We start from the raw sequence: 22,203 nt of genomic DNA, 5'->3' as shown, positions 1-22,203 counted from the left end.
GCTGTGGCGCCCGTTGAGTTCACCGTCACCGGTGGTGAAGGCTCGCCACTGGACTTCGTCGCGGCGCTGACACCGGCCTCCTCGCTCGTCGTGATCACCGATCCGGGCGGCTGGGCGCAGGTCAGCCGGGGTCTGCCGGTCGGAGCGGCCGGGTCGTCCGCGGTGCCGACGCAGGTGCGCGTGCTGCGGTTCGCCGTCCTCGACCTCCGGCACTTCTCGTCGGCCTCCTCGCTGCCCTCGCTCGCGGCCGTGCCCGGCGACGTCGTGGCGTTGCACGACACGCGCTCCTGGGACACGGCGCCGGTCGTGGCGTCACTGCGCGGGCTCGGGCGGCCGGTCGTGCTGTTCACCGCCATCCACACGTGGGTGCCCGGTGTGGACACCGCGTCGGTGCTGGTCGGCTGGAGCGCTCCCCACACGGTGCTCGCCGTGCCGCGCGGTGCCGGTGAGGGTCGCGTCGAGGACGTCATCTGGCAGTTCCGCGAGCTGGAACGGCGCCGGATGATGACCTACACCTCGCTGCCCGCCCCGCCTCCCGTGGTCGTGGACCGGTCCGTGACGGTCATGGTCGCGCTCCCCGGCGCGACCGAGGGCATCGCGGGGGCGTTGCGGCCGGGTGCCGAGTACGAGGTGTGGGCGCGCGTCGGCTCCGGTCCCGTGCTGCCCGCCGACCTCGACATGCGGATCGTGCTCGCGATGAACGGGCGCGAGGTGCTTTCCGAGCCGTTCGTGCTGCCCGCCGACGGGGCCCCGCCGTGGGTGAGCTTCCCGGTGACGACGCCCTACGCGTCCGTGCCGTGGACCGGTGAGCTGGTCGTCTACCGCGGTGCCGTGCCGGTGCACGTCCAGCAGGTCGTGCTGCCGGTCGGAGGCGGTGAGTCCCGCACGCGCCTGCGGCTCCGGTTGTCGCGGACGTTCGCCGATCTCGGGCCGCTGTCCTCGCGGGCGGCGTCGGTGCTGGTGCTCGGCGAACGAGGGCTGGTGTCGGCCGGCGGGGTGCCGTCGTGGACCGGCGTGGGCGCCGCCGGTGAGCTGCCCGCCGTGTCCGGGCTGGATCCCTGGTACGGCAAGGGTTTCCCGGCGTACTGCGAGGACCTGGCCGCGTTCGCGGTGCGGGGTGCGGCGCTGCACGCACGGCTGTTCCCGGACGGCGCGGCGATCCGGCGCGGTGGCGGGATCGCGGTGGTGGGCCCGACGCGCGTGCCGTGGGCCCACGTCTACGAACTGCCGTTCACCGAAGGCCCGTACCGGCTCTGCGCGTCCGTGTCGCGGTTCGGCCCGTTCGGCGCCGGGGGAGAGGTCCCGCCGCTGTGCCCGGAACCGGACCACGGCGGCAACGTGCTGTGCCCCTTCGGTTTCTGGGGACTCTCCCGCGTGCTGGAACAGCCGGCGGGCCCGCTCGCGTGGCAGGTCGCACCGGCCGAGCGCCAGGTCGAGGTCGCGGTGACCGTGGACCCCGGCATGGACAGGACGCTGAGCCAGCGGCACGTGGCCGAGCTGATGTCGTTCCTGCCGCCGGAGTCGTTCTGGTCCGCCTACGTCAGCCCACCCGAGGTCGCGCGCGCGTTGGCGGACGTGCGCGCGGACGTCCTGCACCTCGTCTACGGCGACGGCGTCCTGCAGGACGTGGAGATCGACGGCTGGCCCCACCGGCCCCTGGTCGTGACGACCTCACCGGCCGGGCACCTCGTGGACCCGTTCGTGAACCGGGCGGGCGCCGCGGGCGTGATCTGCCCGGAGGTGCCCGTCGACCAGGGCATGGCGGGGTGGGTGAGCGGCATGCTGCTCGCGAGGCTCGTCGGCGGCATGCCCGCTGGAGAGGCCGTGCGGCGCACGCGCTGGGAGATGCTCGGCCGCGGCAACGTGCTGGGGCTCGCCTACGCCCTGCACGCCGGCGCGGACCTGCGCCTCAGGTGATCTCCAGGTAGACCGTCCCGGCTCGGCTCACGGCCGTGCGCGCGAGCTGCGACAACTCGCTGAGGTGCGCGAACGCCTCGTGGAAGCCCATGCCGACGAGAGGCGCCCACGAGAGCGCGACATCGTGCATCCGCGCCGGATCGGCTTTGACGAGCTGCGCCACGAGCGCCTCGGGCAGCGCGACAACGTTGTCGTCGGGCAGAGGTGCCCACACCTCGTTGAACACCTCATGCCACACGACGACGGCCTCACGCGGGTCGTAGTCGCCGGCGGCGACCGACTCCGTGCCGTTTTCGACGAAGAACGTGCTCAGAACGCCACCTTGGTCAGCAGGTCCTCGACGCACGGGTCGTCGAGGGACTCAACGATGCACTTCCACAACAGGAGGTTCGTCTCGGCCCACTTGGTGTAGGTCGCGGCGGCCTCCGGGTCGTAAAAGTAGTAGCCCTCGTCGGCTTTGCCCACCTGCTCGCCCACGATCTTGTGCGCGAGTTCGCGCAAGGTGATGCCGTTCTCCTGCAGGTACTTGTGCGCCAGGACGACCGGCGTGACCGGCAGCGCCTTGAACAGCGTGTCCGCGTCGGACAGCGCCTGCGCCTCCAGCGAGATGTCGCGGGAGCGCGTGCGCATCTCGGCCTCGAGGACGATCTGCTCGATCCACTCGATGTCGCCCTGCGAGACGCCGGCGACGAAGAGGACCTTCCGGCGCAACGCCGCCCCGTCCGTCGGCAGCGAGTTGCGGCGGACCATGTAGTTGAGGTCGTGCACCAGTGCCGCGACCTCCACGACGTCCCGTGCGGCGCCGTTGCGTTCGGCGAAGTGCACGGACTTGTCGCGGACGAAGCTCACGTGGTGCCAGCCGTGGAACTGCAGCTTGGCGGCCAGGTCCTCGCACAGCCGCTTCACCCGTTGCTCCACGTCCGCTGTGGCAGACCTCGGAATCCTTGTGCGCGTACGCATCATCAGCCCTCCCGACCAGGTGGGCTGATGGTAGGCGTGTCGCACGCGCCTCAGTGGCGCTTCACAGGTGGTTCGTCAGATCCTCCAACCTGTCCTCGACGGGCACGTGCCGGTGGCTGATGCCGGTGTCCGGGTCGTAGCTCAGGCTCCACGGGTTCACGGCGCGCGACTTGACCAGGAACGTCATGGTCCCGTCCGCCGCACGGGGGATGCGGTGGAACTCGTGCGCGAGCATCGTGCCCGTGGCGCCCTCGGTGCACTGGGTGCGGTTCGTGAGCTCCGTGCCGACGATCGTGCGTCCGCCGATGCCGAGCCGGGCGTCGAAGCGTTCGTGCAGGTAGGCGCCGCTCAGGATGGTGGTGCAGAAGTGGTAGCGGTGGTTGTGCACGGAGTCGGCGTAGCCGGCCCGCCAGTCGGCCAGCGGTTTGTACTCGTGCAGCCAGAACGTGAACGGGTCGTCCGCTTCGTCTCTGAGGCACCACGCGAAGTGCGTCGTCGTCTCGCGGGAGTGCGCTATCACCCAGGTCGCGTCCTGGGGCGAGAGGCCGTCGATGTGCGCGCGCAGTTCTTTGCGCAGCTCGGGCCGGGCCGCCCACTCGGTGAACCAGGTGCCGACGTCGGCCCAGTGGTCGACCACGGGAAATTCGGCGCGCTTCACCCGCGCGGCGAGCTCCTCGAGCGCGGACAACCCGGTGAACTCGGCTAGCAAGATCGATCAGCTCCTCAACTGAGCGGATGCGGAGAATTCGCGACGGAATGCGTGGAACTTGGCTTCGAGTTCGGCGAAACCGTCTTTGGTGAGTGCTTCGCCGGTGATCTTCTCGAACAACGCCAGGAAGTCGTCGCGCGTCGTCGCCGGCGTGATGGCGAAGTGGTAGCCGGCCCTGGAATTGCTGATGCGCAGGAACTCCGCGCGCTCCATCGCGTAAAGGAACGAGCTCTCGGTGAACCTGAGCGTGCGCGGATACGGCCTGAGCACTCCCGCGGTGTTGCTGTAGAGCGTGAGCCACACGGAGTCGTCGAACAACTCGAGCCGGTCGCGCGGCGGATCCGAAACGATGGTGACGTCGATGCGAGTGCACCGGCTGCGCGCGGCGTAGAGCCCGACGAGCCCTATGGAGATCTGCTCCTTGAGCTGTCGCTGGATCTCGTCGTAGTCGCCGTCGGCGCCCTCGTTGCGCAGCAGGTACCGCGCCCGGCCGCTGATCGCGTTGTCGTCGCGCGGGTCGGCCAGCACGGCCCTGAGCTCGCACTCCGTCTGGCTGAGCAGCACTCTTCCCGCCGCGTAGCGCCCGGCGAACCCGCGGAAGCAGTACAGCCGCGTCCGCTCCAGGTCCTGCATCATCAGCTGGTTGAACATCGGGTCCGGCTTGGCCGTCGGCTCGAACACGTGACTGGGGAAGAACTCGCGGTCGAGCGCCCGGTACTCCTGGGTGAGCTCCCGCAGGGCCTTGCGGCTCTCCTCGATCACCGGCGCGAGAAGTGCTTTCTGCGCGGCTTTCGACGTGATCAGCGTCTGCGTGAAGCTGACCACCGCCGAAATGAGCGTGCCCGTCCCCAACGCTGTCAGCAGGTTTCTCGCTGCCCCGGAATCCATTTGACTGGAAATGGCCAGCGACGCACCCGACGTCACGACGAGTATGAGGAGGAGCAACCCGGTCCGAGTCCAGAACAACTCACTGATCAGGTTGCTGCGGATGCCTCCGGCCTCCGCGGACACGTGTTCCACCTCCTGGGTCACCAGATTGGTCGCTACCCGAACGGACGAATGCTCTCGGTGTCCGATCATGTGCGCGGAGTTACTGTACGCGTCGGTCAAAAGATAAGGAAGCTGCTATTCGTGCGATATCCAGAACCGGAATAACCGCCCTTGGGCCCAGTCGCCGGTCCGCACTCGTGCGCGTTGGTGACGCCCTGTCGCCACCGCCGCTCGACGAGTCGGATGAGGGTGACCCACCCACCCGAACGCACCCATCACGCGTGTTTTAGCCCGCTCGGCCCTCCACGGCGCTGGGCCGCCGGGCGGAGCGGTCCAGACGAGGTGGCGCGGCCTGCTACACGCCGCTCACACCCGTCCGAATACGCTCACCCACCATGCGTAACGTCCTGCTCATCGCTTCTGTCGCGCTCGCGGCGGCCGCCGGCCTCAGCGGCTGCGCCGGCTCGGCCCAGCCCTCGGCGGGCGGGTCGTCGACCGCCACGCCGACGAACCCCTGCAAGATCGACGACTTCAAGGTCAGCGGCGACTTCGGCGCTGCGCCCAAGGTCGAGATCCCGTCCTGCAAGCCCACCGACGAGCTCCTCGTCAAGGACCTGGTGCCCGGCACCGGCGCCGAGGTGAAGGCGGGCACGACGGCCTCGGTCAACTACCAGCTCACGACGTTCTCCGACAAGAAGATCCTCGACAGCTCCTTCGAGCGCGGTGCGCCGTTCGACGTTGAGAACGTCGGCCAGGCGCCGGTCATCGACGGCTGGAACGAGGGCATCGTCGGGCTCAAGGAGAAGGGCCGCCGCCTGCTGGTGGTGCCGCCCGCCAAGGGCTACGGCAAGGGCGGTCAGGGCATCAAGGCGAACGAGACGCTCGTCTTCGTCATCGACGGCGTGAAGGTCACCCCCGCCTGATCCTCGCGACGAAGGCCCCGACCGGCACCGGTCGGGGCCTTCGTCGTCCGCTCACGGCAGGAGCAGCAGCTTGCCGGTCGTCCTGCGCGACTGCAGGTCGGTGTGCGCCTGCGCAGCCTCCTCCAGCTCGTAGCGGCCGCCGATCCGGATGTTCAGCTCACCGGACGCGATCGCGGAGAACAGGTCGCCCGCACGCCACTCGAGCTCCGCGCGGTCGAGCAGGTAGAACCCGGTCGACGGGCGCGTGAGGAACACCGACCCGGCCGCGTTGAGCCGCTGGGGGTCGACCGGCGGCACCGGCCCGGACGACGCACCGAACAGCGCCAGCAGACCGCGCGGCTTCAGCGAGGCCAGCGACTGGTCGAACGTGTCCGCGCCGACGCCGTCGTACACGACGTCGACCTTCTCGATCTGCGAGGCGAAGTCCCCGTACCGCAGCACCTGGTCGGCCCCGGCCTCGCGGGCCAGCGCCTCCTTCTCGTCCGTCGACACCGTCGCGACGACCGTGGCGCCCTTGGACTTCGCCCACTGCGTCAGCAGCAACCCGACACCACCGGCCGCCGCGTGCACCAGCACCCGGTCGCCCTCCTTCACGACGTGCGTCGAGTGGGTCAGGTAGTGCGCGGTGATGCCCTGCAGCAACGAGGCCGCGGCGAGTTCGACGTCCAGCCCGTCCGGCACCCGGACCGCGGCCGACGCGGGCACGACGACCTCGGACGCGTAGCTGCCCAGCACGCCCATCCAGCCGACCTTGTCGCCGACGGCGAACTCGGGGGAGTTGCTGACGACGACCTCGCCTGCGCCCTCGAGCCCCAGGGTGGCCGGCAGCGGGATCTGGTACTGACCGCTGCGCTGGTAGGTGTCGATGTAGTTGACGCCCGCCGCGGCCACCTTCACCAGCAGCTCGCCGTCTCCGGGCACGGGCGGCGGCACGTCGGTGTGCTCCAGCACCTCCGGACCACCGGCCGAACGCACCACCACTGCCTTGGGCATCTGTCCTCCTCGATCGACTCGACCCGCACAACCCGGGCCGCGGCCCCGATCTTCCCGTTCCCAGCGGCTGGGATCCGCCGCGGCCCCAGCATGGTCGTGATCGGCCCGTCTCGCTCGGCACGTCTTTCCGCACTCTCAGTGCTCGTGTGGTGACGGGGGACACACGGCACTGGTAAGACCGTTCCATGCGAAAAACAACCCTGCTGCTGATCGCATGTCTGCTTCTCATGGGAGCGCTTCCATCCCATGCCGCGTCCGCCAAGAAGGGCGTGAACGCGGCCGACGACCCCGGCCCGGCCGGCGCGGCCATGACCGCCCTCGACGCCCGCTGGTACTGGACCTGGGCCGTGGACCGCCGGGGGATTCAGAGCAACGCGGAGTTCGTCCCCATGATCTGGGGCGCGGGCAACGTCAACGACGCCGACCTGAACACGGCGAAGGCCAACGGCAGGCAGCTGCTCGGGTTCAACGAACCCGACATGGCCGGCCAGGCGAACATGACGGTCGAACGCGCGCTCGACCTCTGGCCACGCCTGCAGAACACCGGGCTGAGGCTCGGCGCGCCCGGCGTCGCGTTCGGCGGGGACGTCGCGGGCGGCTGGCTCGACCGGTTCATGGCGGGGGCGAAGGCGCGCAACCTGCGCGTCGACTTCATCCCGATCCACTGGTACGGCCAGGACTTCTCCGCGGCCGCCACGGGACACCTGGAGTCGTACCTGCGCAACGTCTACAACCGTTACAAGAAGCCGATCTGGCTCACGGAGTACGCGTTGATCGACTGGCGCTCCGGCCGCGCCGTCTACCCGAGCCAGCAACAGCAGACGGCGTTCATCACCGCGTCGACGCGGATGCTCGACGGACTGTCCTTCGTGGAGCGGTACTCGTGGTTCACCCTGTCCACGAAGACCAGCCCCACGGGACTGTCCACCGGCACCGCGCTGACGGCGGCGGGAAACGCTTACAGGGCCGCCTAGTGCTGTCCTGCGCCTAGTCCTCGCCGAGGGCGACCCGGCGCGCGAGCCCCAGCGGCAGCGCGCCGGACCCCGCGATCCTGTCGTGGAAGTCGCGCAACGACCCCAGCTCCGCGGCCAGGTACTCGTCGCGGATCAGGTCGATCTCCAACGCGCCCGTCAGGTACGACGGCGCCTGCGTCGGCCACGCGCAGTACCGCTTGACCTCGCCCGCGGCCGTGCCCGGCGTCAAAGCCGTGCGCGCCACCATGAACTCCTCGGCCTCGGGCGGAGTCATGTCGCCGCAGTGCAACGCCGTGTCGACGATCATCCGCGCCGCCCGGAACAGCCGTGCCTCGACGTGTCCCATCAGGGCGCCCTTGGTCTGGTAGTAACCGACCGAGCGCAGCAGCTTCTCCGAGTACAGCGCCCAGCCCTCGGAGAAGTACGACGTCCGGAACACCTTGCGCAGCGGGTGCGCCGGGCCCTGCGCCGCCAGCCACGCCGAGTGCCAGTGGTGGCCGGGGTAGGCCTCGTGCACCGAGATCGTCGGCAGCTGCGAGCGCGCGTTGGTGCGCAGGCGTTGCGCGACCTGCTCGTCCGACGCGCCGTCGGGCGTGAACGGCACGAAGAAGTAGCCGGTCCGCTTCGAGGTCAACGGGGGTGGCCCGAGGTAGCTCGCCACGGACATGAGCGCCCGCTGGAACGGTGGCGACGACACGACCTGGCAGTCCTCGCCCTCGGGCATCGTCACGAGCGAGTGCTCGATCAGCGCCGCGCGCGCTCGTGAGGTCTCCGCCTCGTACTCCGCCCGCATCGCCTCCATCGTCGGTGGGTGGTCGTCCTGCAGCGAGCTCATCACCGAACGCCAGTCCGGCGAGCCCGCGAGCTCGACCAGTTCGGCCTCCAGCGAGGCGTAGGCGTCCTGCCCGCGCTGGTGCAGCTCCGGTGCGCCGTAGCCGAGGAGCTCCTTGTCCTGCAACATGCTGGAGTAGAGCTTCTCGCCCATCCGCCAGTCACCTGACGCCCTGAGCGCCAGGTCCTCGAGGAACACCGCGTGCCGGTCGAACGCGTCCGCCGCCGGTCCGGCGGCCGCGACCAGCGTCGCGCGCCGCTCGGGCGTCGACACCTGCAGCGGCAGCTGGTCCAGCAGGAACGAGCGCCCCGTCCGCACCTGGCCGAGCGTGCGCAGCACGACCAGCGACGACGTCAGGGACGCGTCGAGGTTCGCCTCCGCGGCCGCGAGGACCGACGGCACCTCGCGCAGCTTGGCGACGGCCGAGGTGACGAGGTCGGCCTCGGGCAGCAACCGGTGCAGGAACGGCCCCAGGAGCCCGAAGAAGATCATCCCGGAGTACTCGTGCGGGTCACGCCGCCAGCCGGGCCACGCCTCCATCGCCGACGCCCCGCGCAGCACCGACACGGCGAGGTCGCGGTCCACCGACCTCGGCAACGCCTCCAGCCGCGCGAGCCAGGTCCCCTTCTCCCTGGTCCGCTGCTCGAACGCCGCCGCGGAGAAGTCCCCGAACGTCGAGTGGTGGTCGAGCGAGCCGACTCCCGCGGCGTGCGCGGGATGGTGGTCGAAGTACCACGAGAGGAACGACGTCAGCGTGTCGGTGGTCACCCGGCTGAAGTTACCCGCTGGTTTTACAGTGTGGGGGTGTCTGATCAAACCATTCAGAAGCGCATCGCCGAGTTCGTGAAGGCCCACGGCAAGCCGGGCACGGCGGTCAGGGCCGTGGTCGAGCCGATCGGCCGCGCCGGCGCGCGGATCGTGCTGGTCGGCGCGGACGGCGCCATGGGGGACGTGATGGCGAAGGACGTCGAGTCCGCCACCAGCGCCGTCGAGGCCTCCGACGGCGTCGAGCAGGCCGAGTGGGACCGCGAGACCACCGGCGCGACCAAGATCGGCCCCGCCCACCGCCGCAAGATGGCCAAGATGCAGTCATGAAGGTCGTGCTCGCCTCCTGCTCGCGGCTGCCGAACGGAGACGGCGACGAGGAAGCACTCGTGGCCGCTTTGACGCGCGACGGCGTCGACGTCGTCTGGCAGCCGTGGGGCAGTGAGGTCGAGGCCGACCTCGTGGTCCTGCGCACCACCTGGGACTACCCCGACCACCTGGACGAGTTCCTGACGTGGTGCTCCACCGTGCCCGCGCTCGCGAACCCGCTTCCGGTGGTCCGCTGGAACATCGACAAGTCCTACATGGCCGAGCTCGCGTCGCGCGGTGTCGCCGTGGTGCCCACCACCGTGGTGCTGCCGGGGGAGGAGCCCGCCTTCCCCGGCGGCGAGTTCGTCGTGAAGCCCGCCGTGGGCGCGGGATCGCGCGGTGCGGGCCGGTTCACCGACCACGCCGAGGCCCGCGCACACCTCTCCGCGTTGGGCGTGAAGGCGTTGGTGCAGCCGTACCAGTCCAGTGTGGACGCCCACGGCGAGACGGCACTCGTCTTCTTCGCCGGCGAGTACTCCCACTCGTTCCACAAGGGACCGATGCTGGCGCAGGGCCTCGCCGAGGCGGAGTCCGGCCTCTACGTCGAGGAACGGCTGGGCAGCATCGAGCCGTCCTCGCTGCAGCTCGAGCTGGCGAACCAGGTGCTCGACGAGGCCGCGTCGCTGTTGTCGTTGCGGCGCAGCGACTTCCTCTACGCCCGTGTGGACGTCGTCGAAGGTCCCGACGGTGAACCGCTGCTGCTCGAACTGGAGCTGACCGAGCCGTCGCTGGGCTTCAAGCTGACGACCGAGGATGCCGCGTCGCGGTTCAGCAAGGTGATCCAGGCGGCCGCTTCAGGAGTCTAGGTCCGGTGTGCCGCGGGCGATGCGCGCCAGCACGTCGAGCGCCGCGCTCAACCGGTCCACGGGCGGAGAGGCCAGCGCGAGCCGCACGGCGTTCGGTGCCGCCCCGATCGCGAACGCCGAAGCCGGCGTCACGGCGATGCCCTCCGCCGCCGCGGCGGCGGCGAACGTGTCGGCCCGCCACGGCGGCGGCAACTCCCACCAGCAGTGGTAGGCCCGCGGATCGGCCCGCACGTCCAGCTTCTCCGCGACGAGCCGCTGGCGCGCCCTCGCGTCGGCGCGCTTGGCCTGCTGGACGACGGCTGCCGTGCCGTCCGAGATGTGGTGCGCCGCCGCGTCGACCGCGAACCGGGACGCCGTCCACCCGCCACCTCGCACGGTCGCGGCGATCTCGTCGAAGAACCGGTCCGGCGGCACGACGAAACCGAGCGTCAGCCCCGGCGCGATCCGCTTGGACAGGCTGTCGACCAGCACCGTGCGCTCCGGGGCGAGCGCGGCCAGCGGGGGCTCGTCGCTCAGGAACGTGTACACGGCGTCCTCGACCACCGGGAGGTCCAGTTCCTCCAGCACCGCGACGACGTCCTCGCGCCGCGCCGGAGGCATCGTGACGCCCAGCGGGTTGTGCAGCACGGGCTGGAGGTAGACCGCCCGCACCGCCGCCGCGCGCACCGAGTCCGGGACGACGCCGTGCTCGTCCATCTCCAGCGGCACCGCGGTGATCCCGAGCCGCGCGCAGATCGTGCGCACCACCGGGTAGGTGAGCGCCTCGACCCCGAGCCGCCCGCCGACCGGGACGAGCGCCGCGATCGTCGCCGCCAGGGACTGCTTCCCGTTGCCGGTGAACAGGATCCGCGACGGCGAGGGCTGCCACCCGGTGCGCGCCAACAGTTCTGACGCGGCGGCACGGGCAGCCGCCGTGCCCGTCACGCCGCCCGCCCGCAACGCCTCCGCCAGCACGTCCGGGCGCAGCATCGTGGCCAGGCTCGCCGCCATGAGCGCGGACTGCTCGGGCAGCACCGGGAAGTTCAGCTGCAGGTCGACCGGCGCGCCACCGGGATCGGCGAGCGCCGGTTCCACGGCTCCCGCGCGCACGAACGTCCCGCGCCCGACCTCCCCGACGACCAGCCCCCGCCGCGCCAGCTCGCCGTACACCCGAGCCGCCGTGGACGCCGCGATGCGCCGCCGCCGTGCGAACGCGCGTTGCGGCGGCAGCCGATCACCCGGCCGAAGCCGCCCGGCCGCGACGTCCGCGGCCACGGCGTCGGCGATCCGGCGGTAGTCCTCCACGAGAACCCCCATTGCACCGAGAGCAATGTTGATTGTACCGAGCAAAACCCCTGGTTACGGTCGGATCCATGAGCACCGCGACGGTCAACGGCATCACCATCGGCTACGACGACCAAGGCGCCGGCGACGACGTCCTGGTGCTGGTGCACGGCCACCCCTTCGACCGCACGATGTGGCACCCGCAGGTCGAGCACTTCGTCTCCGCCGGCTGGCGCGTGATCGCCGCGGACCTGCGCGGTTACGGCGAGACCACCGTCGTTCCCGGCACCACACCGCTGCACGTCTTCGCGTCCGACATCGCGGGCCTGCTGGACCACCTCGGCGTGGAGAGGTTCGTGCTCGGCGGCCTCTCGATGGGCGGCCAGATCGTCCTGGAGTGCGCGCGGACGTTCCCCGGACGCCTGCGCGGCCTGGTCCTCGCCGACACGTTCGCCCAGGCCGAGACCGAGCAGGGCCGCCGCACCCGCAACGACATGGCCGACCGGTTGCTGCGCGAGGGCATGTCCGGCTACGCGACCGAGGTGCGGTGGAAGATGGTGGCGCCGCACAACCAGGCCGTCGGCGAGTTCGTCGCGCGGCTGATGCACGACGCGCCGCCGGAGGGCGCGGCAGCAGCGTTGCGGGGGCGTGCGGAACGTCCCGACTACACCGAGATTCTGTCCACGATCGCCGTGCCCACGCTGGTGATCGTCGGCAGCGAGGACGAGTACACGCCCGTCGGCGATGCCGAGTACATGAGCTCGCGGGTTCCAGGTTCGACGCTGGTCGTGGTCGACGGTGCCGCCCACATGCCGAACCTGGAACGCCCCGAGGTGTTCAACGAGGCGGTGGAGGAACTGCTAGCGCAGGCCTGACCCGATACCGGTCAGCCCGCGCACCTCCATCTCCGCCTGTTTGTCCGGATCCGCCTTCTCCCCGCCGATCACCGTGCCCAGGAACCCGGCCAGGAACGACAGCGGGATCGACACGATGCCGGGGTTCGACAGCGGGAAGAGCGCGAAGTCGACGTCCGGGAACACCGACGACTTCGAGCCGGAGATGGCGGGGGAGAACACGATGAGCAGCACGCACGACGTGAGGCCGCCGTAGATGCTCCACAGGGTGCCGCGCGTGTTGAACCGCTTCCAGAACAACGAGTACAGCAGCGTCGGCAGGTTCGCGGAGGCGGCCAGGGCGAAGGCGAGGGCGACCAGGAAGGCGACGTTCTGGCCGTTCGCGGCGATGCCGCCCACGATCGCGAGGACGCCGACGCACACCGCGGTGATGCGCGCGACCTTCACCTCGTCGCGCGGGTCGGCCTCGCCGTGCTTGATCACGTTGGCGTAGACGTCGTGGGCGAACGAGGCCGACGCCGTCAGGGTGAGGCCCGCGACCACCGCGAGGATCGTCGCGAACGCCACGGCGCAGACGATGCCGAGCAGCACGGTGCCGCCGACCTGGAACGCGAGCAGCGGTGCGGCGGAGTTCTCGCCGCCGGGGGCGCTGGTGATCTTGTCGGTGCCCACCAGGGCCATCGCGCCGAAGCCGATGACGAGGGTGCACGAGTAGAAGATCGCCATCATCCACGTGGCCCACACGACGGATTTACGCGCTTCACGGGCATTCGGCACCGTGTAGAAGCGCATCAGCACGTGCGGCAATGACGCGGTGCCGAGCACCAAAGCCAATGCGAGAGAGATGAAGTCGATTTTCGACAGGTCCGAGGCGCCGTACTTCACGCCCGGCGACAACACGGCCTCACCCAGCGGGGAGCGCTGGGTCGCGCGGTCGAGGATCGAGGAGAAGTCGAAGCCGAACTTGCCGATCAGGAAGATCGTCAGCAGCGACACGGTCAGGAGCAGCAGCACGGCCTTGATGATCTGCACCCACGTGGTGCCCTTCATGCCGCCGACGAGCACGTACAGCACCATGACGATGCCCACGACCGCGATGATGATGGCCTGGCCGACCTTGCTGTGCACGTCCAGCAGCAACGCCATCAGGCCGCCGGCGCCCGCCATCTGCGCGATCATGTAGAACAGCGAGATCACCAGAGTCGCGTTCGCCGCGGCCGCGCGCACGGGGCGTTGGCGCATGCGGAACGCCATCACGTCGCCCATGGTGAAACGGCCGGTGTTGCGCAGGCGTTCCGAGATCAGCATGAGACCGATCAGCCAGGCGACGACCCACCCGATCGAGTACATGAAGCCGTCGTAGCCGTTCACGGCGATCGCGCCGGAGATGCCCAGGAACGACGCGGCGGACAGGAAGTCGCCCGAGAGCGCGATGCCGTTCTGCGTGCCCGTGAAGCTGCTTCCCGCCGCGTAGTAGTCCGACGCACTGACGTTCCGCGTGGACGCCCGATAAACGATGTAGAGCGTCAGCAGTACGAAGATGCCGAAAACGGAAAGGTTGATCGCGGTGTTCGCCCCGGTCACGCGAGCTCCTCGTCGGTTTCCACGAGCGCGCGCACCTTGTCGACCTGGGGGTCGAGCTTCCGCTTGGAGTAACGCGCGTACGCCATTGTGATGATGATGGTGGTGACGATCTGGAGGAATCCCATCGTCAAGCCGACGTTCACCGTTCCGAACAGCGGAGTGCTCATGAAGTCGGCGGCGTAAGCGGAAAGCAATACGAACGTGACGTACCAAGCGAGGAACGCCAGCGTTGCCGGGAGAATGAAACGCTTCACCCGTCGCTTCAGGTCGAGGAAATCGTCACTCGTTTGGATGGCACCGAAATCAGGCTCACCGTCACCATCGATGAGCAATGAGTGAGGAGTCTCGTCAAAGGTCGCGAAACCGGGGGTGGCCGGGCGTGACACGGAGGGCAGCGCCTTCGTCATCAACCGCTCGCATTCGTTACGGGGAGTGCCCGGCGAGGCTCCGCGCACACAGCGCGTCCGATCCGGGGGTGGGAGGCGCAAGCGTAACCACGCGTGGCGGCGAGTCAATCCCCTGAACCTGCAGGACCACCCCAAAAGGTCGGTGGTCACGGTGGGTGATCGATCGTGCACGCCCCAGGTCGTTGTCGCGTCACGCTCTCTGGCCTACTATCCGCTCACACCCGATACGGCTGATGGAGATATCGAGCTGCGGGGACATCGACTCGCGGGGATTCACCAGGCCAGGAGGTAGCCGATAGTGGGGCACTTCGAGCGCGCCTTGGGGATCATTTCGTGAATGTCGAGTGGAGAAAGATCAGCGACTGGCGCAACTGGCGCCTGCCCGTCAAGCTCGGCGTCGTGCTGGCCGTCCCGGTCGCGGTGGCCGTCGGCGCGGGAGCGATGCAGATCTCCGGTTACGTCGACCGGTCCGACAACTACGTCCAGATGCAGGGCCTGGTTCGTCTCAGGGCGGATCTCGCGCCTTTGATCTCCAGCGTCCAGCAGGAGCGCACGCTCGCCGCGCAGAGCGCCACCAGCGGCTCCGGCGTCGGCGCCTACCAGAACCAGATCAGCGCCACCGACAACGCCGCCTCGACCGTGCGCCGCCGCGTCGAGCGCACCGAGGGCGTCAGCGACGTCGCGCGCCAGCGGTTCCTCGAGCTCGGCGGCCAGCTGGAGACGCTCAAGAACCTGCGCGAGAAGGTCGTGCAGGGCGGCGACGGCGGCGACCCGTCGGGCGGCACCTCCGGCTACACCGCGATCGTGAAGTCGTTGCTGGACTTCGAACAGGCGCTCGTCGGCCAGTTCAACGACAACGCCATCTCCGGCACCGCCGTGGCGCTGCACAACATGGTCATCGCGCAGGAGCAGGTCTCGCTGCAGCACGCCATCGTCTTAGCCGGGATCGGCCGCACGAAGCTGCTCGGACCCGAGGTCCGCGCGCTCGAGCAGTCCGACATCCGCCTGCAGGACCGCCTGAACGACTTCCAGGCCATCGGCACCACCGAGCAGCGCCGTTCCTACGACCAGACCGTGACCGGCGCCGCCGTGGCGCTGCGCAACGCGTTCGTGGAGCGCGCGCTCACCCAGCCCGACGGCACCCCGCCGCCCGCCACGCGACCGGGCCAGCCCAAGCCCCCGGCGGAGTTCGGCATCGCCGTCGAGGACTGGAACAAGGCCTCCGGCACCACCGCGCGGCTGATGGAACAGGTCGCCCGCGGCCTGCAGGACGAGCTCGCGAACACCGCCGCCTCGCTGCAGGACGACACGTCCAACAAGGCGGGCGCCGCCGCGGTCATCCTGCTCGCCATGCTGCTGATCGCCGGCACGCTCGGCTTCGTCATCGGCCGCTACCTGCTGCGCTCGCTGTCCGAGCTGCGGCGCTCCGCCCTCGACGTGGCGCACCACCACCTCCCCGAGGTCGTGGCCGCGATCCGCGCCGACCGCAAGCCGGACACCGAGATCGAGCCGGTGCCCGTGCACTCCATGGAGGAGTTCGGCCAGCTGGCACGCGCGTTCGACGCCGTGCACGAGCAGGCCATCCGCTCCGCCGTCGAGCAGTCGTCGCTGCGGTCGGGCATGAAGAACATCTTCGTCAACCTCTCGCGCCGCTCGCAGGGCCTCGTCGAACGCCAGCTCAAGCTCATGGAGGAGCTCGAGCGCCACGAGGAGAACCCCGAGCAGCTCGCGAACCTGTTCAAGCTCGACCACCTCGCGACGCGCATGCGCCGCAACAACGAGAACCTGATGGTGCTGTCCGGCACCGACGTCGCCCGCCGGTTCCACCAGCCCGTCCCGCTCGCGGACGTGCTGCGCGCCGCCGCGTCGGAGATCGAGCACTACCAGCGCGTCGTGGTGAAGTCGACGCCGTCGGTCGAGATCGTCGGCTACGCGGCCAGCGACCTCGTGCGCCTGATCGCGGAGCTGCTGGACAACGCCACCGCGTTCTCCGCGCCCACCACGCAGGTCATGATCGGCTCGCGGCTCGACCAGCAGGGCGCCGTGCTCGTCGAGGTCGCCGACCAGGGCATCGGCATGGGCCCGGCCGAGCTGACCGAGGCCAACGAGCGGCTGTCGTCGGGCACCGAGGAAGACGTGCCCGTCTCGCGCCAGATGGGTCTGTTCGTCGTCGGCAGGCTCGCGGGCCGCCACGGCATCACCGTCCGCCTGCGCGGTGCGGGAGAGGGCCGTGAGGGCCTGCGCGCGTTCGTGCTCGTGCCCGCGGAGCTCGTCCGCACGCACGACGAGGCCCCGGCACCGTCGCAGCCGCGCCACGCCGCGCTGCCCCAGCCGAAGCCGGCGATCGCCAAGCAGCCGCACGTCGTCGTGAAGACGCCGAACCTCGCGCCGCCGCCTGCACCCGCCCCGGCCATCGAGCAGCCGCGCGAGTCGGCCGAGTGGTCGTCGTTCCGCGGCGCCGCGATCGACGAGTCGCTGCCGCAGCGCACTCCCCGTCCCGCCTCGGCCGCGCACAACGGCGTGCCGCCCGAGTCGCCGGCGGAGACGACGTCCTCCTGGTTCGCGGGCAGCGGGGTCCAGGAGGACCAGTCCGGCGGCGACCGTCCGGTACCCCGGCCCGACCTCGGACCCTCCCCAACGTCGTCACCGTCAGTAGTGGCATCCTGGTTCGGCAAGAAGCCCGGCGGGACCGTCTGGGAGCAGGCAGGAGACCCGGTGACGGACGCCGGGGAGACCGGTGCCGGGTTGCCGAAACGGGCACCGCGCAAGAACCTGCTCCCCGATCTCGCGGAACGTCCCGACAACGGCGGGCGTCCCACCACGGGTCCGAAGCGCGATCCGGAACGAGCACGGGGCTTTCTCGCCAGCTACCAGACGGGCCTGCGCCAGGCGCCGCTCGGCAGCAACGGGAACGGGAACGGCCAGGCGAACGGCCAGTACAACGGGGAGAAGGCATGAGCACGCCTCAGTCGCGGCAGATCGACCAGTTCGGCTGGTTGATCACGAACTTCACCGACCGCGTGGCCGGTGTCGCCCACGCGATCGTGATCTCCGTGGACGGTCTGCTGCTCACCAAGTCGACAGGCCTGCCGCCCGAGCGGGCGGACCAGCTCTCGGCCATCGCCTCGGGCGTCGTGGCGCTCACGCTGAGCGCCTCACGTTGCTTCGACGGCGGCGGAGTGTTGCGCACCGTGATCGAGATGGACTACGGGATCATGCTCCTCATGTCCATTCGAGACGGGTCCTGTCTGGCGGTTCTCGCCGCCCCCGACAGCGATGTCGGTCAAGTGGCCTACGAGATGACCGTGGTCGTCGACCAGGTGGGCCAGATCCTCACCCCCGAACTGCGAGCGCAGCTGCACAGCGTGAGGTGATCCATGAGTTCGTCCTCTGACGCGCACCGACGACGGAGGCGGGCCGAAACGCCCGCCGAGCAGACTTTCGCCGACCTGATGAACGGGTTCTCCCTGGACTCGGGCCGAAAGCGCGCGCCCGCACCGGACGAGGTGCCCGCGCGGGACGCGGCTCCCGTTGCACCGCAACCGGAAGTGCCGTCGTTCGACTCCGTCTTCGCGGAGCCGTCCGACGCCTCGATCGTTCGTGCATATGCCTGGACGGGCGGGCGCACTCGGTCGAACATCAACCTCGAGATCGAGACACTTGTCTCCGCCAATGATCAGAGTCGGCACTCGACAGGTATCTTGCAGTCGGAGCACCAACGCGTCGTCGAGCTCTGCCACACCCCGCGATCCGTCGCGGAGGTGGCGGCACTGATGCGCCTCCCGCTGGGAGTCGTGAAGGTGCTGCTCGGCGACATGGCGGAACGAGGTCTGGTGGACGTGCACCAGACCGCTTCCGCAGGCGGTGACACGCCGGACCTCGGGTTGATGGAGAGAGTGCTTAGTGGACTACGTCGGCTCTAGATTTCCCCAATTCGGGCCCCCCGGGCCGCCCGGTCGGGAGCTGACCTCGGCCAAGATCGTCGTCGCCGGTGGCTTCGGCGTGGGCAAGAGCACCTTCATCAGGTCCATCGTGGAGAGCGATCTCCTCTCGATGAGCGCACTCCCGCCCGAGCGCGCGGGCGGCGTTACGGAACTGGTCCGCATCCAGTTCGGACGCGTGTGGCTCGACCCGGGCCTCGCACTGCACCTCTTCGTGGCACCGCAGTGGCAGGACGCCCGCGCGGGCTGGACCGACGTGGTGCGCGGCGCCGTGGGCGCCGTCGTGCTCTTCGACATCATGCGTCCCGCCGACTCGGTGGACGCGATGCGGTACTTCGAGGACCACCACATCCCCTACGTCCTCGCCCTGAACAACGTGCACTCCTCCGTCCGGTCGGACGTGAACGCCATCATCCGCGGCATGGGCATCTCGCCCGACGTGCCGGTGATGAACTGCGACCCGCGCGTGCGCACCTCCGTGCGGGAGGCGCTGATCTCGCTGACCGAGCACGCGAAGCTGGACCGGTGGCGCCGGCGGCCCGGGCCCGACGAGACGACTCCGCTCGCGCCTGTGTGCTGAGTTGGAGCTGCTTCAAGCACTCACACCTTCTGGTTGTCCGACCCCCACAGCTGGCGTTGGAAGGCTTCCGCCTCCTAGCGTCGGTTCTGGCGGTTGTCGTTGCTGTGGCAATGGTGGCCTCACGTGTAACACTGAACTGTGGGTCGACCGGAGTCAGAGAGCCAGGCAAGGGAAGAGTCTGTGACCACTGCGCGGCGTCTGGACGGCTACACGCTGGACGACTGGGAGAGTCTTGACCCTCAAGAGGGCCGCCGCATCGAACTGGTCGACGGGCGGTTCGTCGTGAACGCGGCCCCCGCCATGAAGCACCAGCGAGTGGCTGACCGGCTTCAGACCCTGCTCGACGCGGCTGTCGCGCGTGAGGGCATGGAAGCGCTGACGGCGATCGCGGTCCGCGTCAACCGAACTCTCGGATACATCCCCGATGTCGTCGTGACATCGGAGTTCATCGACGAGAGTTCGGTCGACGTCCGAGATGTCACACTGGTCGTCGAGGTGGTCAGCCCGTCCACGAAGAAGAACGACAGGCTGGAGAAGCCCGCGGCCTTCGCGGCTGCCGGCGTCGAACGCTTCTGGCGGGTGGAGATGGTCGGCGGCGGCGAGCCCACCATCTACTGCTACGAGCTGGACGAAGGCGCCTATTCCCTGGTGGCGACTTTGACAGCCGGTACGGCTGGGACGGTGAGCATCACCAGCACCGTGTCGGTCACGTTCGACCCGGCTGATCTGACTCGCGGCCGCCGCTGAACTCGTGAACGAGGCCGGGAGGACGACCTCCCGGCCTTTCTCATGCCCCGAACCGTTGACAAGATAGCTACGATGATTTCAGTGTTGACCGAAAGGGATCATCGTGAGCGTCGGACGTGAGACGAGACTGTCCGCCTGGATCGAGCGGTTCGCCGCCCACTTCGCCGAGGAGGGCATCCCGCTGATCGGCGGCCGCATCCTCGGCTACCTGCTGGTGTGCCAGCCGGTGGAGCGCACGGCCGCGGAGCTGTCGCAGGAGTTGGAGGCGAGCAGCGGGTCGATCAGCACGAACCTCAAGTACCTGGTCAACGTCGGTCTGGTGACCAAGCGGACCCGGCGCGGGCGGCAGGCGGCCGAGTACCGGATCAACGAGAAGGCGTGGACGGACTTCATCCAGCGCAAGTTCACCGCGATCGCGAGCGTCCAGCTGCTGACCGACGACGGTATGCGGTTGCTCAGCGGTGACCCGGAGCGGGCGCAGAGGCTCAAGGCCGTCGACAACCTCTACGGTTGGCTCTCGGAGGAACTGCCCGCTTTGTGGGAGCGCAGGCCCGCCTCGCCGAAGTAGCGTGGTGCCATGTGGCACCCGTTTCGCGATGACATCGAGTACTACGAGGAGCGAGCGCGTGGTCTGCTCGCCTCCGCGTGGGACGGCGTGCCGGGTGCGGTGGAGGTCTTCGACGACGTCCCGCTGACGGATGAGGGCGCGCACATGGTGCTCGCGCAGGCCCACGGGTGCGAGGACTGGAAGGCGCTGAGGGCGAACATTCGCAAGCCGCGCCCGTTCGCCCGTGCCTACCAGGCGATCGAGATGCAGAACCCCGGTGAGCTCAAGGCGATCATCACACGGGACCCGTGGCTCGTGAAGGCCAGTGGTACCAACGGGAACGACCTGCTCGGCCTCGCGACGGCCAAGTGCGACGAGCGACTGGTCGAGGTGCTGCTCAACGACGGCACCGACATCGACCACCAGAACGTCCACGGGTGGACGGCGTTGCACCAGGCCGCCTACGCGAACCAGCGGAACCTCGCCGAGTTGCTGCTGGCCCACGGCGCGAGCACCGGCCTGGACGCGCGTGGCGAGGGCGGTACGCCGCTGACCGTCGCGTTGTTCTGGGGCAACGCGGAGACGGCCGAACTCCTGGCGCGGCACGGAGTGCTCCCGCCGAACCTGCGCACGGCCGCCGGACTGGGGAACCTGGACTTGGCCACCGAACCCGAGACGAAGCGCGGCTATTACCGCCCGCACAGCGGGTTCCCGCGCTGGTGGCCGACGAACGACCCGCAGGAAGTGCTCGACGAGGCGCTGTCGTGGGCCGCGCGCAACGACCGCGCGGAAGTCCTGGGCGACCTGCTCAAGCGCGGTGCCCGGATCGACGCGGACGTCTACCGCGGCACGGCGCTCGCGTGGGCTGCGTGGTGCGGGCTGGAGAACGCCACCCGCACGTTGCTCGACCTGGGCGCGAACCCCAACCAGCGCACGACGTTCGGCGGTCCGATGCACGGCGAGGGCGTGACGGCGCTGCACCTCGCGGCCGAACGAGGCCACCTGCCGGTCATCCGCATCCTGCTGGACGCGGGCGCCGACAGGTCCATCACCGACGTCAACTTCGAGGCCACGCCCGCGAACTGGGCCGGCCACAACGACCAGGGTGAAGCTCAGGCCTTGCTGAGCGCCTGATCGTCCGACGGCAGTGCGACCTCGTGCGTGCGTTCGCGTGAGGACGTCCACAGTGCCGCCGTGGCGACGACGACCGCGCCGGCGCCGAGCACGTGGATCGACACGAGCACCTCGGGCACACCGGTCCAGTACTGGACCATGCCCAGCGCGCCCTGGGCGAGCACGACGCCGACCAACGTCCAGTACGTGCGGGTGCGGGTGAAGAACCCGACCGCGATCAGCAGGCCCAGGAACAGGAAGAGCAGGTCCACGTGGACCTGCGCGAGCGTGGCCACCTCGACGCCCAGGCGCGGCGTCGACGCGTCACCGGCGTGCGGGCCGGCGGCGGTCACCCAGGTGCCCGCGAGCAGCAGGAAGCCCAGCACGACGGCCATGACGACCTGGAGCTTCATCAACGGCGCCGGCACCTTCAGGCGGGCAGGACCGTCGCCCTCGGACAGCGAGCTCACGAGCAGCACGGCCATCCACACGAGGCCCATGGAGATCATGAAGTGGATCGACACGGTGTACCAGGCGAGGCCCGTCAGCACCGTGATGCCGCCGACGACCGCCTGCACGGCGACACCGACGAGCTGCACGAGCGAGAGCACCAGCACCCGCCTGCGCCGCGGCAGGTGGAACCACGCCGCCAGCACGCACAAGCCCGCGATGATGCCGACGACACCGGTCAGCGTGCGGTTGCCGAACTCGACCCACTGGTGCAGGGCCGCGACCTCGGGGTGTTCCACCGGGACGACGCTGCCGTCGACGCACTCCGGCCACGTCGGGCAGCCGAGACCCGAGCCGGTCACGCGGACGATCGACCCGGTGACCGCGATTCCGGCCTGCGCGATGACGACGGCAATCGCGAACGCGCGCTGCCAGGACACGAGGAAGGCGGTCAGCTTCGACACGCCCCTGATGGTATG

The 22,203-nt window shown here is 69.6% G+C and carries 23 protein-coding genes; 13 read left to right on the top strand and 10 right to left on the bottom strand.

Going from position 1 to position 22,203, the window contains the following annotated elements:
• Positions 1 to 3 precede the first annotated feature (3 nt).
• Complete coding sequence (locus IE307_RS35920) at positions 4 to 1,917, top strand: hypothetical protein (protein ID WP_191303882.1); 1,914 nt, start codon at positions 4 to 6, stop codon at positions 1,915 to 1,917.
• Here the strand turns inward: IE307_RS35920 and IE307_RS35915 are convergent.
• Genes IE307_RS35915 through IE307_RS35900 form a run of 4 tightly spaced genes read right to left on the bottom strand, consistent with a single transcriptional unit; the run spans position 1,910 to position 4,666 of the window.
• Entirely contained in the window at positions 1,910 to 2,263 is a 354-nt protein-coding gene (locus IE307_RS35915; RefSeq protein WP_191303881.1) for a hypothetical protein, read from the bottom strand. The two genes, IE307_RS35920 and IE307_RS35915, sit on opposite strands and share 8 nt — an antisense overlap.
• Complete coding sequence (locus IE307_RS35910) at positions 2,227 to 2,880, bottom strand: HD domain-containing protein (RefSeq protein WP_373306069.1); 654 nt, start codon at positions 2,878 to 2,880, stop codon at positions 2,227 to 2,229. The genes IE307_RS35915 and IE307_RS35910 overlap by 37 nt, the downstream gene beginning before the upstream one ends.
• A 58-nt stretch (positions 2,881 to 2,938) precedes the next feature.
• Positions 2,939 to 3,586, bottom strand: coding sequence for a hypothetical protein (locus IE307_RS35905; RefSeq protein ID WP_191303876.1), 648 nt, complete (start codon positions 3,584 to 3,586; stop codon positions 2,939 to 2,941).
• Positions 3,587 to 3,592: 6 nt separating this feature from the next.
• The gene (locus IE307_RS35900) at positions 3,593 to 4,666 is read right to left on the bottom strand and encodes a hypothetical protein (RefSeq protein WP_373306068.1); all 1,074 of its coding nucleotides are present in this window, start codon (positions 4,664 to 4,666) and stop codon (positions 3,593 to 3,595) included.
• Between the two features lie 305 nt (positions 4,667 to 4,971).
• Here IE307_RS35900 and IE307_RS35895 point away from each other — a divergent pair, with 305 nt between their 5' ends.
• On the top strand, positions 4,972 to 5,499 hold the full coding sequence (locus IE307_RS35895) for an FKBP-type peptidyl-prolyl cis-trans isomerase (RefSeq protein ID WP_191303875.1): 528 nt from the start codon (positions 4,972 to 4,974) through the stop codon (positions 5,497 to 5,499).
• Positions 5,500 to 5,550: 51 nt separating this feature from the next.
• Here IE307_RS35895 and IE307_RS35890 read toward each other — a convergent pair whose 3' ends face one another.
• The gene (locus IE307_RS35890) at positions 5,551 to 6,492 is read right to left on the bottom strand and encodes a quinone oxidoreductase family protein (protein ID WP_191303874.1); all 942 of its coding nucleotides are present in this window, start codon (positions 6,490 to 6,492) and stop codon (positions 5,551 to 5,553) included.
• A 185-nt stretch (positions 6,493 to 6,677) separates the two neighbouring features.
• Between IE307_RS35890 and IE307_RS35885 the strand changes: the two genes are divergently transcribed.
• Positions 6,678 to 7,466 carry a glycoside hydrolase family protein gene (locus IE307_RS35885; protein ID WP_191303873.1) on the top strand — a complete coding sequence of 263 codons (789 nt, stop codon included), beginning with the start codon at positions 6,678 to 6,680 and terminating at the stop codon, positions 7,464 to 7,466.
• Positions 7,467 to 7,479: 13 nt separating this feature from the next.
• On the opposite strand, the gene IE307_RS35880 is transcribed toward IE307_RS35885, so the two are convergent.
• A complete protein-coding gene (locus IE307_RS35880) occupies positions 7,480 to 9,066 on the bottom strand; it encodes a DUF885 domain-containing protein (RefSeq protein WP_229905412.1) in 1,587 nt (528 codons plus the stop codon).
• 36 nt (positions 9,067 to 9,102) lie between these two features.
• On the opposite strand from IE307_RS35880, the gene IE307_RS35875 reads away from it, so the two are divergent.
• Together IE307_RS35875 and IE307_RS35870 are read left to right on the top strand one after the other, a co-directional pair.
• The gene (locus IE307_RS35875; protein ID WP_229905411.1) at positions 9,103 to 9,393 is read left to right on the top strand and encodes a hypothetical protein; all 291 of its coding nucleotides are present in this window, start codon (positions 9,103 to 9,105) and stop codon (positions 9,391 to 9,393) included.
• Positions 9,390 to 10,238, top strand: a complete 849-nt coding sequence (locus IE307_RS35870; protein ID WP_191303871.1) for an ATP-grasp domain-containing protein — start codon at positions 9,390 to 9,392, stop codon at positions 10,236 to 10,238. The genes IE307_RS35875 and IE307_RS35870 overlap by 4 nt, the downstream gene beginning before the upstream one ends.
• On the opposite strand, the gene IE307_RS35865 is transcribed toward IE307_RS35870, so the two are convergent.
• Complete coding sequence (locus IE307_RS35865) at positions 10,227 to 11,522, bottom strand: aminotransferase-like domain-containing protein (protein ID WP_505744289.1); 1,296 nt, start codon at positions 11,520 to 11,522, stop codon at positions 10,227 to 10,229. The genes IE307_RS35870 and IE307_RS35865 overlap by 12 nt on opposite strands.
• Before the next feature lie 68 nt (positions 11,523 to 11,590).
• On the opposite strand from IE307_RS35865, the gene IE307_RS35860 reads away from it, so the two are divergent.
• Positions 11,591 to 12,376: an alpha/beta fold hydrolase gene (locus IE307_RS35860; RefSeq protein WP_191303869.1), complete on the top strand. Its 786-nt coding sequence runs from the start codon at positions 11,591 to 11,593 to the stop codon at positions 12,374 to 12,376.
• Here IE307_RS35860 and IE307_RS35855 read toward each other — a convergent pair.
• Together IE307_RS35855 and IE307_RS35850 are read right to left on the bottom strand one after the other, a co-directional pair.
• The gene (locus IE307_RS35855) at positions 12,362 to 13,939 is read right to left on the bottom strand and encodes a monocarboxylic acid transporter (RefSeq protein WP_191303868.1); all 1,578 of its coding nucleotides are present in this window, start codon (positions 13,937 to 13,939) and stop codon (positions 12,362 to 12,364) included. The two genes, IE307_RS35860 and IE307_RS35855, sit on opposite strands and share 15 nt — an antisense overlap.
• Positions 13,936 to 14,346, bottom strand: coding sequence for a DUF485 domain-containing protein (locus IE307_RS35850; protein WP_191303867.1), 411 nt, complete (start codon positions 14,344 to 14,346; stop codon positions 13,936 to 13,938). Before IE307_RS35850 ends, IE307_RS35855 begins: the two co-directional genes overlap by 4 nt.
• Before the next feature lie 333 nt (positions 14,347 to 14,679).
• On the opposite strand from IE307_RS35850, the gene IE307_RS35845 reads away from it, so the two are divergent.
• From IE307_RS35845 to IE307_RS35815, 7 genes are all read left to right on the top strand, one after another.
• Complete coding sequence (locus IE307_RS35845) at positions 14,680 to 17,304, top strand: sensor histidine kinase (RefSeq protein WP_229905410.1); 2,625 nt, start codon at positions 14,680 to 14,682, stop codon at positions 17,302 to 17,304.
• Positions 17,301 to 17,720 carry a roadblock/LC7 domain-containing protein gene (locus tag IE307_RS35840; RefSeq protein WP_191303866.1) on the top strand — a complete coding sequence of 140 codons (420 nt, stop codon included), beginning with the start codon at positions 17,301 to 17,303 and terminating at the stop codon, positions 17,718 to 17,720. Before IE307_RS35845 ends, IE307_RS35840 begins: the two co-directional genes overlap by 4 nt.
• A 3-nt stretch (positions 17,721 to 17,723) precedes the next feature.
• Complete coding sequence (locus tag IE307_RS35835) at positions 17,724 to 18,269, top strand: DUF742 domain-containing protein (RefSeq protein ID WP_191303865.1); 546 nt, start codon at positions 17,724 to 17,726, stop codon at positions 18,267 to 18,269.
• A 79-nt stretch (positions 18,270 to 18,348) separates the two neighbouring features.
• Positions 18,349 to 18,867, top strand: coding sequence for an ATP-binding protein (locus IE307_RS35830; protein WP_191303864.1), 519 nt, complete (start codon positions 18,349 to 18,351; stop codon positions 18,865 to 18,867).
• 180 nt (positions 18,868 to 19,047) lie between these two features.
• The gene (locus IE307_RS35825) at positions 19,048 to 19,614 is read left to right on the top strand and encodes a Uma2 family endonuclease (RefSeq protein ID WP_191303863.1); all 567 of its coding nucleotides are present in this window, start codon (positions 19,048 to 19,050) and stop codon (positions 19,612 to 19,614) included.
• Between the two features lie 103 nt (positions 19,615 to 19,717).
• A complete protein-coding gene (locus IE307_RS35820; protein WP_191303862.1) occupies positions 19,718 to 20,182 on the top strand; it encodes a GbsR/MarR family transcriptional regulator in 465 nt (154 codons plus the stop codon).
• Between the two features lie 9 nt (positions 20,183 to 20,191).
• Positions 20,192 to 21,295 carry an ankyrin repeat domain-containing protein gene (locus IE307_RS35815; protein ID WP_191303861.1) on the top strand — a complete coding sequence of 368 codons (1,104 nt, stop codon included), beginning with the start codon at positions 20,192 to 20,194 and terminating at the stop codon, positions 21,293 to 21,295.
• Here IE307_RS35815 and IE307_RS35810 read toward each other — a convergent pair.
• Positions 21,274 to 22,188, bottom strand: coding sequence for a COX15/CtaA family protein (locus IE307_RS35810; RefSeq protein ID WP_229905409.1), 915 nt, complete (start codon positions 22,186 to 22,188; stop codon positions 21,274 to 21,276). The genes IE307_RS35815 and IE307_RS35810 overlap by 22 nt on opposite strands.
• Positions 22,189 to 22,203: the final 15 nt, after the last annotated feature.

Source organism: Lentzea cavernae, assembly GCF_014653695.1.
Classification (GTDB): domain Bacteria; phylum Actinomycetota; class Actinomycetes; order Mycobacteriales; family Pseudonocardiaceae; genus Lentzea; species Lentzea cavernae.
Note: the sequence above shows the minus strand (reverse complement) of the source record. Positions and strands in the feature narration are given on the sequence as shown.